The organism is Vibrio breoganii, from assembly GCF_024346795.1.
In the GTDB taxonomy this organism is placed as follows: Bacteria; Pseudomonadota; Gammaproteobacteria; order Enterobacterales; family Vibrionaceae; genus Vibrio; species Vibrio breoganii.
Genome location: NZ_AP024865.1, coordinates 930,687 through 945,753 on the forward strand (window position 1 = coordinate 930,687; position 15,067 = coordinate 945,753).

General features: G+C 39.7%; 12 protein-coding genes. 3 read left to right on the forward strand and 9 right to left on the reverse strand.

The window, feature by feature from the left end:
* Positions 1 to 2: 2 nt before the first annotated feature.
* The 7 genes from dpdF to dpdA (OCU35_RS17190) all read right to left on the reverse strand — a co-directional run bounded on the left by dpdF (position 3) and on the right by dpdA (OCU35_RS17190) (position 10,308).
* The gene (dpdF, locus tag OCU35_RS17160) at positions 3 to 2,414 is read right to left on the reverse strand and encodes a protein DpdF (protein WP_261826047.1); all 2,412 of its coding nucleotides are present in this window, start codon (positions 2,412 to 2,414) and stop codon (positions 3 to 5) included.
* A 2-nt stretch (positions 2,415 to 2,416) separates the two neighbouring features.
* Positions 2,417 to 5,440, reverse strand: coding sequence for a protein DpdE (dpdE, locus tag OCU35_RS17165; RefSeq protein ID WP_261826048.1), 3,024 nt, complete (start codon positions 5,438 to 5,440; stop codon positions 2,417 to 2,419).
* 560 nt (positions 5,441 to 6,000) lie between these two features.
* Positions 6,001 to 6,624, reverse strand: coding sequence for a GTP cyclohydrolase I FolE (gene folE / locus OCU35_RS17170; RefSeq protein WP_261826049.1), 624 nt, complete (start codon positions 6,622 to 6,624; stop codon positions 6,001 to 6,003).
* Between the two features lie 2 nt (positions 6,625 to 6,626).
* Positions 6,627 to 7,319, reverse strand: a complete 693-nt coding sequence (queC, locus tag OCU35_RS17175) for a 7-cyano-7-deazaguanine synthase QueC (RefSeq protein WP_261826050.1) — start codon at positions 7,317 to 7,319, stop codon at positions 6,627 to 6,629.
* 8 nt (positions 7,320 to 7,327) lie between these two features.
* The gene (queE, locus tag OCU35_RS17180) at positions 7,328 to 7,993 is read right to left on the reverse strand and encodes a 7-carboxy-7-deazaguanine synthase QueE (RefSeq protein ID WP_261826051.1); all 666 of its coding nucleotides are present in this window, start codon (positions 7,991 to 7,993) and stop codon (positions 7,328 to 7,330) included.
* Entirely contained in the window at positions 7,980 to 9,089 is a 1,110-nt protein-coding gene (gene dbpB / locus OCU35_RS17185; RefSeq protein WP_261826052.1) for a DGQHR domain-containing protein DpdB, read from the reverse strand. Before dbpB ends, queE begins: the two co-directional genes overlap by 14 nt.
* Entirely contained in the window at positions 9,082 to 10,308 is a 1,227-nt protein-coding gene (gene dpdA / locus OCU35_RS17190) for a tRNA-guanine transglycosylase DpdA (RefSeq protein ID WP_261826053.1), read from the reverse strand. Before dpdA (OCU35_RS17190) ends, dbpB begins: the two co-directional genes overlap by 8 nt.
* 109 nt (positions 10,309 to 10,417) lie before the next feature.
* On the opposite strand from dpdA (OCU35_RS17190), the gene OCU35_RS17195 reads away from it, so the two are divergent.
* The 3 genes from OCU35_RS17195 to OCU35_RS17205 are packed head-to-tail and all read left to right on the forward strand — an operon-like array spanning position 10,418 to position 13,962.
* Positions 10,418 to 11,359: a DUF6884 domain-containing protein gene (locus OCU35_RS17195; protein ID WP_261826054.1), complete on the forward strand. Its 942-nt coding sequence runs from the start codon at positions 10,418 to 10,420 to the stop codon at positions 11,357 to 11,359.
* Complete coding sequence (gene dpdA, locus OCU35_RS17200) at positions 11,356 to 12,756, forward strand: tRNA-guanine transglycosylase DpdA (protein ID WP_261826055.1); 1,401 nt, start codon at positions 11,356 to 11,358, stop codon at positions 12,754 to 12,756. The genes OCU35_RS17195 and dpdA (OCU35_RS17200) overlap by 4 nt, the downstream gene beginning before the upstream one ends.
* Before the next feature lie 6 nt (positions 12,757 to 12,762).
* A complete protein-coding gene (locus OCU35_RS17205) occupies positions 12,763 to 13,962 on the forward strand; it encodes a DGQHR domain-containing protein (protein ID WP_261826056.1) in 1,200 nt (399 codons plus the stop codon).
* Between the two features lie 38 nt (positions 13,963 to 14,000).
* Here OCU35_RS17205 and OCU35_RS17210 read toward each other — a convergent pair whose 3' ends face one another.
* Together OCU35_RS17210 and queD are read right to left on the reverse strand one after the other, a co-directional pair.
* A complete protein-coding gene (locus OCU35_RS17210; RefSeq protein WP_261826057.1) occupies positions 14,001 to 14,243 on the reverse strand; it encodes a hypothetical protein in 243 nt (80 codons plus the stop codon).
* Between the two features lies 1 nt (position 14,244).
* On the reverse strand, positions 14,245 to 14,607 hold the full coding sequence (gene queD / locus OCU35_RS17215; RefSeq protein ID WP_261826058.1) for a 6-carboxytetrahydropterin synthase QueD: 363 nt from the start codon (positions 14,605 to 14,607) through the stop codon (positions 14,245 to 14,247).
* Between the last annotated feature and the right edge of the window lie 460 nt (positions 14,608 to 15,067).

Sequence of the window (15,067 nt, forward strand, 5' to 3'; positions counted from 1 at the left end):
AATTATGAATTCGCCAAAGTAGTTACATTCTTAATGTTATTGCTCGACTCCCACCATTTTCTGTGGTTGTATAGCGGGTCTCTTAATTCGGAGTTCCCAAAAAAATAATTGGGAAATTTTTCCATAAATGTGAGGGGCATTTTTAATTTTGAGTCTATGGTCGTTTCATCCTGTACGATAAATTTACGGTACTCATACAACACCTTGTCGCTTTCATCATAAGCACTAAACGGCACATGAAACCATACCTTATTAGTGAAATTATCTAGATAAGGTTTTGCCTGCTGTAAAAAAATCTCACTACAGACAAGTGTGGTAACTTCACCGTTGTTTACTTTATGTTTAAATATAGTTATTAAGCTTTCAACAGAGTTCGGTGCTGGTTCAAAATAAAACTGATAAAGGTTGTTTTGATTATCGGTAGGTTGTGAAACTGTGAAAACATCACCAACTAGAGTCTTGCTTGTTGCCCTCCCGTTTATAACATCTGTCCTGCCACATACTTTCAATGGCATGAAGTTGTCCAACTTAAAGCTTTCTTGCAGGACTTCTCCTAGATTCTTTTTATCAGTTACCCACTCCAGCAATAACTCACCACGTTTATTGAGCACTCTGTTTTCTTGAACTCGATGAGCGTTGACCTGTTCTTCCCATGTAGACTTGATTACGTGTCTATCATGGAGCACTTCTACGACAACTTTATTGGTAAAATCAGACCAGAAGTTAACCCAACACTCTTCACTATCAGGGACTAGAGAAGCATCAGGGTAAGATAAACGAACCAAGCCTGCTCTTTGCATCAACAGTAGAGTTTTCCAGTTCCATGTTGCATTAGCGTCTGAGTTCCTCTCTATATGACTCGCTTGAGTGTTTACCTTTATCTCAAATAAATTATCACCGACCTCAAAGCGTTGTTTCCACATTGAATTCCAACGTTCAAATCCAAGTTCGATACCTATGGTGTTACTACGACTACGATTGATAAGTTGGCCACGGTGATAAATCACTTCACAGTAGGAAGCCTTCCCGTCACGACCACTTCGGCCTATTTCTTGATAGTACCCATCAATATTCTGACTAAGCCCAGCATGCAGTATCGTTCTTACATCGCCTTTATCCATACCAACGCCAAAAGCTGTCGTAGCGACTATGATATCTAGGGCATTAGCATCCCATTTTGCGATTATATCCGAGCGTTGAGTGTCTCCTGTATCACCAGTAAACAATCGAAGTCTATTCACGCCTTTTGACGAAAGTTGCTGATAGATATCAGAGCATTCTTGCTTGGTGGGCGCGTACACTATTAAAGGTTTTGGCGAACTAAGTGCCTTTTCTACTACCGCTGGAATATAGTCGTCAAATAAAACCATCTGCTTTACGCAGATCGGTTCCGGACGTAAGAAGGCACCATTGATCAGAGTAGGTTTAGTTTGGGCATCACCGAACAATGAACGAATGGTGATTAAAGACTGATCAGTGAATGTGGCCGAAAGAAAAACTTTCCTAAAACAACCGCCCTTGTTTTTTAAGGATTCGAGTAGTGCACCAAGTTTCTGGAATTCAGGTCTAAAGTCATCGCCCCAAGTGTCAATAAGATGGGCTTCATCAAATACTACATTCTTTAATATTTTAGATTCAGCTGCTTTGAATAAAGTAGGAAGAATACCACTTACCATAGATTCAGGTGAAACAAACAACACTCGTTGCTTTCCAGACAATATATCCGACTTAATCTGTGCTTTTACATCTTGGCTGAGTTCTCCTCGCCAAGCATATTCCGCACAGGGTTCATAACCCATTCTAGAAATAGACGCTTTCATGCGTTTAGCCTGATCCAGAGCCAAGGCTGTGGTAGGAATTACCACTACCGTTAATTCATCCGCACGACTGAAACCGGTGAGCGTTTCCGTGACTAGCGTTTTTCCGCAACCCGTTGGTAGGTTCACTATTACCGTAGCATCGGGCTTCGATGCTAGAGTCAAACGAACAGCCTCTCGCTGTGCTACAGTTGTGTACGTATTAAACGGCAAGTTAAGTTTAGCCAATATAGGGTCATGCAACGGTTGCTCAGAATAACGCTTAACAACCTGTTTGTAGACAGGTTCGACGTACTCACCGACAGCACCCGTCTGCAAAACTACTGAATCAGAGATTGGATCAAACGTTAAGCCTGCGCTAACCCCAGAAGTAAACTCATCTTGAGTCGGCCTTTTACCCAACCTCAAGCGCGCACTATCTAGATCTTTCTCTGTAGACAACAGGTCTTTGGTCAAATACCAGAACTCAGTAAGCGTTAACTCCGGAGAATCAAGTGCTTGCAGGAACCGACTCTTAAATTGAGAGTCATAGAAAAACTCAGCCTCTGATTTGAGTTTCTCTAGCATATGATTTGGATAAAATTCAGAAAATTTCATAACTAGGCACCAATTAACAATACATACTTCACTGTCAGTAACCTAGCTTTAGGTACTACGCTCGTAATTTCACTTTGTTGCTCGAATTGCTCAACAGCAAGTGCACGACTCTTCTCAAGGGTAAGTTCTAATGCACTATTAAATCGGTCTTTACTAACTAGAGGTTCAATCAACTGCCATACATCCGTATTGCAGTTATCAGCTTGGATAGTAATGTTGGTATCTTGGTAAGGGACCTTGTTTCCACTAATTTCCACTTGCGCACTCTTGGAGCTGTACGCAGCACTTACTAGTGTCGCCATATTTAGTGGAGTAGGCTCACCAATTTCTCCAAATACGTTTTGAAACACGACAGGTGGATGTAGTGCATCTACAGTGATTTGCTCAGATGCAGAATCAGCCTCACCTTCCACCAGCCACTGGGGTATAAAAAATAGTGTAGGTTCCTGCTTAATCGGGATCTTTCGAATGACTGCACTACAGTTCCCTAGCGTGGACTGTCGAGAAACGTCAGCAATAGCGTCGACAAAAGGCTGACCAAATCGGAGTGGATAACTTCCATTCTTCACACTATTGACCCTAGATAGAGACAGTTCCTGAGTTACAGGAGATATATAATCTGATGCCTCGATATCTAATCCCACAATACATTTATCGATCAACGTCGAAGAACGCATTTTTGTTGAGCCTGATGAATACTTAAAACGATACAGATCGTTGCTTTCGCCCTGACGACGTTTGAACAGCATTCCCTCTTTGATCCAATTAATGAGCGCAGATGACTCTTCAAATACTTCGTCGTCCTCACGCATTTGTGCCAGTAGCTTTTCTGCCTCTTCTGCATCAATATCGACTGTTGCAAGTTTCGCTATGATATCTAAATGGTTATAAGTCCTTTGAGTTTTATCTCTAAGTTTCTCTTCAGCTTCTTCTAGTGCCAAATAGCCTTCTTGCAAGACAGCAGGCCAGATCTCTTTCTCTAGTAACTCATCAATCTCGTCTTGAATATTTGCCCTGTAATTAGAAAAGCAACCAACTCCTCCCATCAAAGATTGAATCCACTTACTATAGAAGGAACTTCTCGCAGTCGAGAGAATCATAGTGTCGATAGGGTTTACACCAGTCGACAATGCACTGTAACGGTTTAAGCGACCATTGCGCTGCTCAATACGACTGATAGCCATTGGCATGCTGTAATGTATTGCCAGTCGATTCTTCCCTTGGAGGTTAAGTCCATCTTCTCCTCTTTCGTCACATATCAACACTCGAGTAAGTTCATCCGAGTTAAACTCAGGAGTTACGCCTTGCTGATGGCGTTCAATAGCAACATCTAACTTGTCAGATAGAAACTGATATACATTATCTGCCGTCAGACGGTCGCCACAAAAGACAACTGCTTTACCTTCAGGTTTTGAAACTAGCCATGTGGACAATGCTTCGCTCAACGCATGGTTTTTGGTAAATTGCTCGCTTTCAACTTGCTCCAGCATGTGTTGCCAATGGGAAGCCTCAGCACTGTCGATTGAAATTTCTTTTAGATGAGTCTCGATAGTTGATGCAAAACTAATTGGGCTGGTTAGCAGTGCCTCAACCATTCGCTTAAACTGATCTAAGTTCAGTTGATTGAAATCGTCACCAGTTATCATCTCTGAACGAAACTGCTCGAAGTGTTCATCAAGATAAGCTTCATCTTTTGGCGCGTCCCAAGTTACAACTTGAACTGGGTTTAGACCTGGGAATAGGTTTTCGATCTGACAAACCTCATTTTTAACCAACCCTGTAGCTCTAGAGGTGCGAATCATTCTGTAGTCAAAAAGATACTTGTTGTTAAGGTATTCCGATAACTGCTGAATCAAAGACTCACGAGTCTCTGGATCTTTGTCCATTGCGAACATATTGACCTGAGGCAGTAGTGCCTGAACTAATTCCTCCATAGTAGGATCGTCGATGTCTAAACTCAGCAAGTCATTCAATGACGTGTAAAGAAGGTAATCTTCATTTTCTGGCACGAAAATACGGCTTAACTCTCGGACTCTGTCCTGAATGGGAAGCAGTTTGTTAAACAACTCTATAGTCCTATCCGTCAGTGGAAAGTTCTCAGCGTTGAGTAAATGAAGCAGCGCAAGGTACGCTGAACGGTGACCCTCCATAGGGGTACCCGTCAATAACAGGGTTATTTCCGATTGATTTGTCAGTGCTGAAATAGCACTAAATAGTTCGCTATCCATCCAGTTCTCATTGAATGGATAGCTTGAGATGTGGTGTGCTTCATCGATCACAACCATAGTAGGTGCATGCTCATATGTCAGAGCTTGGCTAAACGAGAGGATATCGACATTTGGTTCATCGTTATCTTCATCCGTGTTTAATAGTGCGCCTAGATGGAAGCGGTCAGATAATTCTTGTTCCCATTGCTTAGTAAGAGAGTCTGGCACTAAAACCAATACTTTTGATTCTCGACCCTTTTCGAGCACATGTTGGCGAATGATAAATCCAGCTTCAATAGTCTTCCCAAGGCCAACTTCATCGCAAAGTAGATATTTTTTTTCAGTATCTTTAAGTACTTCGTAAACCGCTGCCAACTGATGCTTTTCCAACTCTACAGAACTTGAAAGCAATGCCGAAATTGAGCGACAAGAACGACGCTGAGCGTAATATTCTGAATAAAAGTCAGATAGTAAGTTACATAGAAACGGTGACGAGACTCCCTGGCCTTTCAAAAATTCTTCTGCATCAAATTGTTCATTTGGATAAGCATTAGGTACATATAATTCAGAAAAATCATAGGCATCTTTCATGTTCCTTGAAAAAACAACCAATGCTTGGTCTCCAGGTCTTTCTCCTTGGTAATAGCCCATTTTCCAAGAATTTGTTCCTGGGAACTGAACAAAGACTTCGGTGTTCAACCCTAAAGAGGTAACAGCTATGAGTTCTGCCGCAGGAACATTAACGCTGTTCGCCAAAGGTTTGATAGGAGAAGCAAAAAAACCTACTTCTGCCGATAAGGTTTCTTTGTTTATCGACATTATTTTACCAATCCCGGTAAAAGCACTACTACTTTTAACTAGTGAACCCACTCGAACAGATGACATAAGTTACTCAACCATATAAAACAAACAGAACCGCATTCGTAAAAACTAAAATACGACATTAACTAACTGAAAAACTTGAACAATATCCGGTAATCAATTTTTTCTGAATTGATACAAGATTTACGTTCAATAGTTTAACCTGCATCACTCTTTTTATCTTACCACTTAGCGCCACCGCTTAGCGTATTTGATACGCATATAATGACAAATAGAAGAGGAATATCAGAATTGATTTAGACATATAAAACAGCAAAGGTTCAACCTGTGCTCTCATTCAATGCAAGCACAGATAGTACTAACTAATAAGACAAAAACTGTCGCCAATTATATATTGACCACAAGTTCATAGCTCGGAATAACCTTAATTCTCAAAAATGGTCGAAGATAGTTTCTTTATAGTAGTGTAAACCAATTACTCAACGGGTTAGTTTGAAGTTTAGGTGGGAGTGGTTCAGGGTTAAGACTGATGTTAACCCTGAATAGAACTTATGCGCTTAAAAATGAACTCTCTTGAACTGACCGCCTGTTTTGACTGTAGTGGTACTGCTGGTCGAATCTTTTACACCACGGCTTTTCACGCAATAATGTGTTGCCTCTAACTTAACATAAACATCATCGACTCCTAGCAACGTTTGCATAGCAAGGAATATTTGAGCCGTAAGCCTTTCCTGTACCTGTGGGCGTTGAGCAAAAAAGCCTACAAGTCGGTTGATCTTTGACAAGCCAATCACTTTATCTTTTGGTATATACCCTACCGTAGCCACACCATCAAATACGACCAAATGATGCTCACAAGTGCTAGTGAAGGAGATGTCTTTGACAATTATCTCCTCATCAACATACATCTTGTTTTCAATCGTCGTAATCTTGGGAAAGTTAGCGTAGTCCAAACCTGAAAATATCTCTTCTACAAACATTTTCGCAATCCGGTTTGGAGTCTCTTGTAAGCTATCGTCAGTTAAATCTAATGATAAAGCTTCAAGGATTCGTGATGTGGCATCTTGTATAACTCGGTGTTTTTCTGCTTGAGGAAGTACATTATCTGACATCGGTGTTTCAAGTCCGTGCTCAAGCAAAGCCTGTTTCACTAAGTATGCCTCATGACTAATTTCGCTCATTTCTATATTGCACCTTTTTGCTTAATTTGAGACTGATACCCTGACTGATCACCTCTATAGTCACTTAGACCAGTACTCCTCAACAAACATGATGGGCAATCACCACACCCTTCTCCAATAACGCCGTTGTAACAAGTAAGGGTTTTTGTAGATACAAAATCTAGCGAATCGTATGCGTCTGCGAGGGCCCATGTTTCCGCTTTATTCAACCACATGAGTGGCGTTTGTATTTCTAGTTCATAATCCATTCCTTTACACAAGGAATCATTCATCGCCTTGATAAAGTCATTTCTGCAATCTGGATAACCAGAGAAGTCGGTTTCACAAACTCCTGTTATTAAAGTCTTAGCCCCGACTTGATATGCATAAATCCCCGCAAGCGTTAAAAACAGGATGTTGCGACCAGGTACAAATGAATTAGGAAGGCCATTTTCTTGAAGTTCGTGTGACACCTTGATGTCATCACGCGTCAATGAACTAATTGCAAGGTCATTCAACAGTCCAACATCTAAAACTTTATGGCTGACAACATCTAATTCCTTCGCTATGGACTTTGCAACTTCAATCTCAGCTTTGTGGCGTTGGCCATAATCAAAGGTAATAGCATGAACCTCATCAAAACGCTCTAATGCTTGTATAAGGCATGTTGTCGAATCTTGTCCGCCACTAAAAACTACGACTGCTTTTGTTTTCATAATTGTCCCTATGCAATATCCAAATACTTATGTGTTTGTATCGACAATCTCCAGTTGTTGTCAATACAAGTCTGAATACATAATTCAGTTGCTCTTTTTTTCTGACTGATCGGTTGCAAGGAAACGATCACATTTTCTCTAACATCAAAACTGCTAAGTAGCGCTTTTAAATTGTCGATATCCTTGTCTGTACCTACCGGATGTTTAAGTTCATTCGCTCTGGTCATAGCTTGCGAGGAGATCTTCAGCCCACCACGCATATCAACTTTTGGAGACAAGGTTACCCATGTCTCCTCCGTGGCAGAGATTTCGAAAGTACCGCTAGTCTCTATCTGACAACTATAACCCTGATTTTGCAAGCTTTCTGTTAAAGCTTGTAGGTCATAGATACAGGGTTCTCCACCTGTGATCACTACATGCTTTGCCGAATAGTTATTCAACAAATAATCAACCAACTCTTGTTCAGAATATTCGCTCCAGTAGTCGCTTTCTTCTTTTTTATTCACTACAGAACTAAATTCTATACTCTTGTTTGGATCTACTTCCCACGTATGCTTTGTATCGCACCAAGCACACCCTACCGGGCAACCTTGTAGGCGTAAAAAAATCGAGGGTACTCCCGTGTAGAAACCTTCACCTTGTATCGTCTCAAAAAGCTCATTAATTTTTAACAATTTCTACTCCTCTTTCTTGGCTATCATATACTTTCAAAAGATACTTGGTAACCATTGATATATCCTGCGATAGGTTTTGAAGTTGATTCCATTTCCTAGTTATGGGTTCCCCATCAATATCATTGCCAAAAAACCAACTACCACTACTCCAATGACAGTAAGGTTTGATCATAAATAATTTGGACACTGAATACTCAAAGAAATTCTCACTAACCTTATTTGCTTTATACGAGTAGTATATTTCATCAAATAATTGACCTAACGATATTATTCCAACCCCATGAAATAATCTAGAGTACTTTGGCTTTTTACCCCAGTCATCATCAAAGACTTCTTTTACAGATCTAAAATATGAATAAAGTAAAGCAACAGCATCAACTCTATTTACATCTTCAATCAAACCATTATTTTTGTTTCTATATTCATATAAAGCCCCCTCTCTTAAGCTATTATCTATCAACTTCATCAAAGAATTATCCGCAATGATACCTGAAGGATTTGTCGTCAACTTGATCAATCCATACAATGGTGATTGCTTATCAAAGTTGAGAATTTGAGTGATCATTGATGGTTGCTTTTTCTTCATAAGTTCTTCACTAAACTCACCACTAGCATGTGGAAGCAATTCATAGATCAAACTTCTAGACAATGGTTTCGCAGAGTTTATTAACAAGAACTGTTGCCTTTCAAAGTTCGTACAGTCGTTAATAAATACCGTCACAGAAAAATAATAATCTTCCTTTCCTGATAGTTTTAAAGCAGCTACCCTTTGCTGACCATCTACAAGTACACCTACTTGGTTATCATTAGGAAAACTCAGTTCTGATAGGTTACCTTCCATCTGTCTCACTCGAACAGATGACTTAAGACCGATGATAATCGAATTAGGTACAATAGAATCGTTACTAGATATGTAATTTGCTATATTATCCACATGATTTTTAATTTCTGAACGCTGATACCCATTAAGTAAGTTGTTATCATCTCTAAATATTCTAGAAATAGTACATATACTCTCTATTTCTAGAATATTCATGCTCAATACAAACACTCTTACGCTTTTACTTTGATTTACCTCTAGCGCTAACTTATTCATTAGTTTCTATCCTTTTAAACTCAGAGTAGAAATCAAGTAAATTATGAAAACCTCGTCTTTTATTTCTTTCTGAACCTCTATATATAATCACTTCAACGCCTATATCTTTACATATTTCACAAGAGCAAGTTTCCCAAGGTTTATCTAGTAACGTTTTTTTGTATTTGTCAAAAAGAGTTCCCCTCTTATTTGACACAAGGTCTTCATAATTAAATAAGTGCTCTAGGGTCTCATCAACATTGCTATTGCCTTCTGCATAGTTTCTAATTGCATTTAAGGCTAAACTTTCCTTTAGTTTTAGATCTTTTTGAGAAATTTCCCCACTCGACACTCCTTTCCTCAATTTTAAATTCCCATAAGATTGAGGAATACGTATTGCGCAATAATTTGAACCGTTTATCTGATAGTTTTTACTGCTATTCATAAAGGATTTTTTGAGCGGAGTCGTGCTATCCATGCTAATTAGTCGACTACCCACAAATCTCTGTGCAATGTCAGTTCGCCCAACCCCCAGTAAGTGGAACTGAACATTAGAGTTCGACACCCTAAGAGCATCTTCTAGTAGGCCACATATTTGTTCTGTTTTTAAACTAATCACTCCCCCAATCGTTATATATTGGTAGCCCATTTTTTGAAGTGAAAGAATCGATGACAAATAAGATTTTTTATCCCACCCATGAGCAACGCCATACGGTATGAAGTTATATTCGTCCTTGCGCTTGATGAGATATTCGGCGTTATCTAACGTTATCTCTAATCGAAACTCTCGATCACTTTGCAAAGGTGTACGACTTTTGTTCCTTTTATCTTGATAACCAAAAACAATGTGATCTAACGATACACCGATATTAACTCCAGCTTTTTCATAAAACTCAATGAGTTCATTGTTGGTATATGGAGGTCTTTCTTCATTTACATAAGTAAACGCGCCACTATCTCCCATAATGGTAAAACGCTTATCTAGTCTAAAAAAGCGATGGGCACCCTCCCTAAAGAACCGATATCTTTGCCCTTCAGAATATCTGGTCTTGTTTGAGTGACCAGGTACACCTTCAACAACCGCCTTCGAAATTAATAATCCATCATATGGCTTCTTTGCAAACAATTGATGAGCATAGACGTCATCTCTTTGACGAACTCTCAACGAAGATTTTTTCTCTGTTGCAAAATCAAAGTGAGGGTCTACGAAATCCTGGCTATCTGGGAAAAAAAACTTCATTACCACCTCCATGTAAGATAAGCATATACGAAGTTATGCGATTCAGCTAGACTACCCGTGCTTGATTTGAAGCCTTAATGAAAACTGTTTGCTTTGAGTTGGAGGATAAATGACAAAAATTCATTTACTCGTTCCTTGCACCGCGAGGAAGAGTCAATCGACACATCCGACTATGGATATGTGCCAATACAACAATAATGATCTTGATTACGCACTGAGACAATGGGAACACATCTTTGAAAAATCAGAGAGTGATGAAAGAGTCTTAGCCCAAGACCTCTATGTTGGGCAAGCCTACTCAAAATTAAAGCAACTCGCTCATCGAGATAACTTAGCCTTAGACATTCTATCCGCTGGATATGGTTTGATTAGTGGGACAGAAAGACTTCCTAGTTATAACGCTACTTTTGCTTCAAATATAAACCACGTTCCTAGACCAAATCATGAGTGGTGGTCATCCGTAACTCATTCGAAGTTACCAGGTCGATCACTTGAAGACGTGTTCGAAGAAAACCAACAAGATTTTTACATATTAGCGGTTAGTAATGCCTATTTAGGTGCCATAGAGTATGATTTATTGAATACTCTAGAACGCTTTATGGATGCTAGAAATAGAATCGCGATAATTTCTACATCCATACCAAAAAAACTACAACAGTTCGGTCAATGCTTTGTTCAGTGCTCACGTAATGTGCTAAAATACGCACCAAGCGCTAGTGTTGGTTTGAGTCTTACTGATAGAAACATTACCGCTATCGCAACCCACCTATTTGTAGAAAAATTAGAACTTACAAAACCTGACTTCAATGCTACTATTCGCGGTCTCAATAAAGAATTTTCTTTAGTCCGTTCAAATACTATAGAGAAACGAACTAAGCGTAGCGATGAGTTCATAATTTCGTACATAGAAGACAAACTTTTTAAACAAGGCAAAGCCCCTCCTTCTATCAACTCTGCTTTCAAGCAGTACAAAACTGATGGGCACGCTTGCCAAGACAAGCGCTTCGCAACTCTTTATAAAAGAATCAAATCACAGAAAGGTTTATCGTGACTAAGTTTCGCTTTTACTTCCCTGACAACAAAGATTTTGTCGACCCAAACTTCGATGGAAGAGATAACAGTCGTACTAAGTATCATCGTGCATATGATGATGACAGTTACCCCCATGAAATCTTACATGAAATGCCGTATGACGGAATGCTAGTTTCGTTAGCCGGTGTTGGCACAATGCAAAAGCGCGGTAAATACTATGAACAGGAACTTACCGAAGATTTTTACTTCTTAGGTGCCCGTGAATTTTTGCGCTTAAACAAACCTAAATATGCCAACGTCAAGTTAATGGGAGATTGTGGTGCTTTTGACTACCACAATGAAGATGAACCTCCATTTACTGTTGATGAACTCATTGAGTTCTATGACAGAGGTAGATTCGACTATGGAATATCTCTCGATCATATTGTATTTCCATACTTCAAAAATGAAGAAGCCAAGGACGCTGCGGCATCTAAATGTGATCTGCATGAATTAATCGCTGAAAGCGAACGTCGCATCGACATAACGTTAAAAAATGCAAAAGAGTTCTATGAAAAGGCTAAAAATTATCGATTTGAAGCTTATGGTGTAGCCCATGGCTACGATAAGGCGTCTTTTATTCGTTCAGTTAAAGAACTGCAAGAGATTGGTTATAGAAAAATAACTATTGGCGGTATGATTAAATCAAAAACTGATGAGTTATTAGACCTGCTCGAGAGCTTAAAAGACATAAGAGAACCGGATACGGAGTTCCATTTGCTAGGGATTTGCCGCTTCGAAAACATACCTGCATATGTAAAAGCGGGAGTAACTAGTGCGGATAGCACGTCTCCTATGATGCAAGGCCTAAAAGGCGGGAAGTACTACACATTAGATTCTGAAGAACCAAAGTACCAAGAATCACTAATGATTAGAGCTAGACAGTGTGATCATGATAACGTTCAAAAGCATATAGAGAAGCATCGCGACGAACTCCGTCAACACATATCAAACATGTCAGAAAACAATGAGTTTGATATCGATTTATCGAACACTGCTCTTTCAGTCAACGAATGTGTAAAGCGCCTCGAGAAAGATTGCCTTAAGAAACTCCAGCGTTTTGACGAAACGGGTATGGATCTAGAGGGCACTTTCAAAGCTCTTATTGCTTACGAGAAGGTGAGTAATGAAAGCTATTTACCCTCTAAGCTCACTCCATCAAAAGAAGGTCCATTAGCGCGAAATGAATCCAAGTATCGCGACTTTTTGAACCAAAGAGCTTGGCGACAATGTGGTTGTGGAATATGCGAAGGAGGACTAATGAACATTATCTTTCGTGCTAATCAGTCGAACCGACGCCGCGGTATCCACAATTTAGCCATTGTGACGAAACATAAAGATCGAGTTATTAGCTCGTTACAGTCAACACTGAAGTAAACAACCATGTCAGAAATATTAAAGATTAAAGTAATTCAAGAAGTGGTAAATGGTGTCACTGTTTATACTGGTTGGGTTGAAGGAAAAAAAGTACGTGACGTAGCAAAAATTGTTCACATAACTCGTGAAGGTGAATTTATTAATGGCTATCAACGAAACGAATTACCAAAACATATTGAGTCAATTACTGATTATGTTGAGTCCAAGAACTCAACAATCCTTGCTAACCTAGTTATCGGGTTTGATCAGTCTGTTAAATTTGAGCCGATATTTGAAGGCTCGGAGTTCGGTCACCTGCATGTACCCTATGATCCAGAGAAACCATCAAGCGAGTTGCCTGGTGCTATCGTGGATGGGCAGCAGCGTTCTGGTGGTGTAAAAAACAGTCACCATGAAAGTTACCCTCTTCCGGTTTCGATCTTTATCTCTGAAGATGACAATGATTACATCCAACAGTTTCTAATTCTCAACTTAGGTAAACCACTAACATCGGTTCAACTAAATGCGTTAGCACTGTACGATGATATCTATAAACCACCTGCATTAGCCGCGAAAGCTTTCCCTCTATCCGTTTGCGAAGAGTTGGGATATAGACATGAATCTTCTCCACTAAAAGACCTTATCAAGTCTAATGGTAACAAAGATGGGATTATTGCGGAGTCTTCAATAACTGAGTTTATAACCAACGTAGAACGCCAACTTTTGCAAGTTATTGGTGTGCGCGTTTATCAAGAACTCGATGAATCAACCAAGGCTAAGTTTGTGAAGATAATCATGAACTTTTGGGATGCAGTTAAAATTGTATTCAACGATGATTGGCAAAAAAAATCTCGGGATATGAAGGGTTCCTATATAACGCATGGTACGTCAATTATTGGTTTCTCGTACCTTTGCCGACATATGTTGAGAGTGTTTCAAACCCCAAGTAAAAATACCAACAACGAATCTATATTGACGCATGAAACTCCTTCCACAGGTTTCTTTGTGACAGAACTATCGTTGATTAAAGAAGACTGTAATTTCAGCAAAGGCTATTGGATACTAGGCCTAGCCAAGAATCCAGATGTGAAAGATCTGCCTTATAGTCGACGTTGGAACGACTTTCAAAATACCACGTCTGAAAAGCAACTATTTGCTACCAACATTTTGAGGTTATACGAGATCAAAAAAGGTTGGAGAGAAGATTATCCTATCTACGTAGGTTAAAACTAAAGTACAAAAAAAGAAGGCTTTAAGCCTTCTTTTTATTTTTCTAGTTCATCCATAAACTCGTAGACTAGTGCCAATGGTTCATAAGAACTCATTTCAACCATCGTTCGAATGTCACTTTCCGACAGTTGATTCGATTGAGCCTTACGCTTTAGTTCTAACCAACTCGGTGAACATGTTTCTGGCACCACTTTTCCGCTAGAAACACCAATTAGAAACTCACCAATTTCATAGTTGAACAATCTCTGACCGATGTTACTGAGCTTTTCAACTTCCATGTTACTCTCCTGTGTAAATACACCCTGCCGTACAGGTTTCCTTCACTTCAACTTTAGATAATTGTGGCAACACCACCTTGGTTTGTTCCCAGATCCACTTAGCCAGAACCTCACTAGTTGGATTTTCCAATCCAGGAATGTCATTAAGGTAGTAATGATCTAGTCGATCATAGATTGGTTTGAATGCGGCTTTTACGTCACCAAAATCAAGTATCCACCCCGTATTAGAGTCAACCTCACCAGTCAAATAAAGCCTAACTAAAAACGAATGTCCATGCAATCTGCCACACTTATGCCCCTCTGGTACATTTGGTAATTTATGAGCAGCTTCAAACATAAACTCTTTGTATATTTCGTGTTTCATTACGTTCCTTGGTAGTTGGCATTCTTACTACCAGATCATACCTGAATCTGGTGCTTCGAGGGAGAGTTTTCATCGCAAATATGAAAACAAGAAATAGGTTCTAGAAACAATACATGTTCGCGTGACCCCAAAACAAACTGGCCCTAGAAGCCTTTTTGGCTGCGCCAACCCCTACCCAAATCACGTGCCAATCTATGCACAGATTCAAGTATCTTGTTTGGTCACATCCAAAAAGATATTTCGCTACCTTTTTGTTCTGCCCTGCGCTGTGTGTAAAGCTTACGCCCCCATCTCAGTCACACAATCAGTAGGTATTATCATTTGCCGCGACTCTTCACCTAGCAGATACAGTGAAGCGACTTATTACACCATTTAACTACTGACCTTTACCTCCGCCTATGAGACTTCCCTTGATTGACGGTAGTGCATTTCATTCCATCCAAAACATCTAACCAAATGG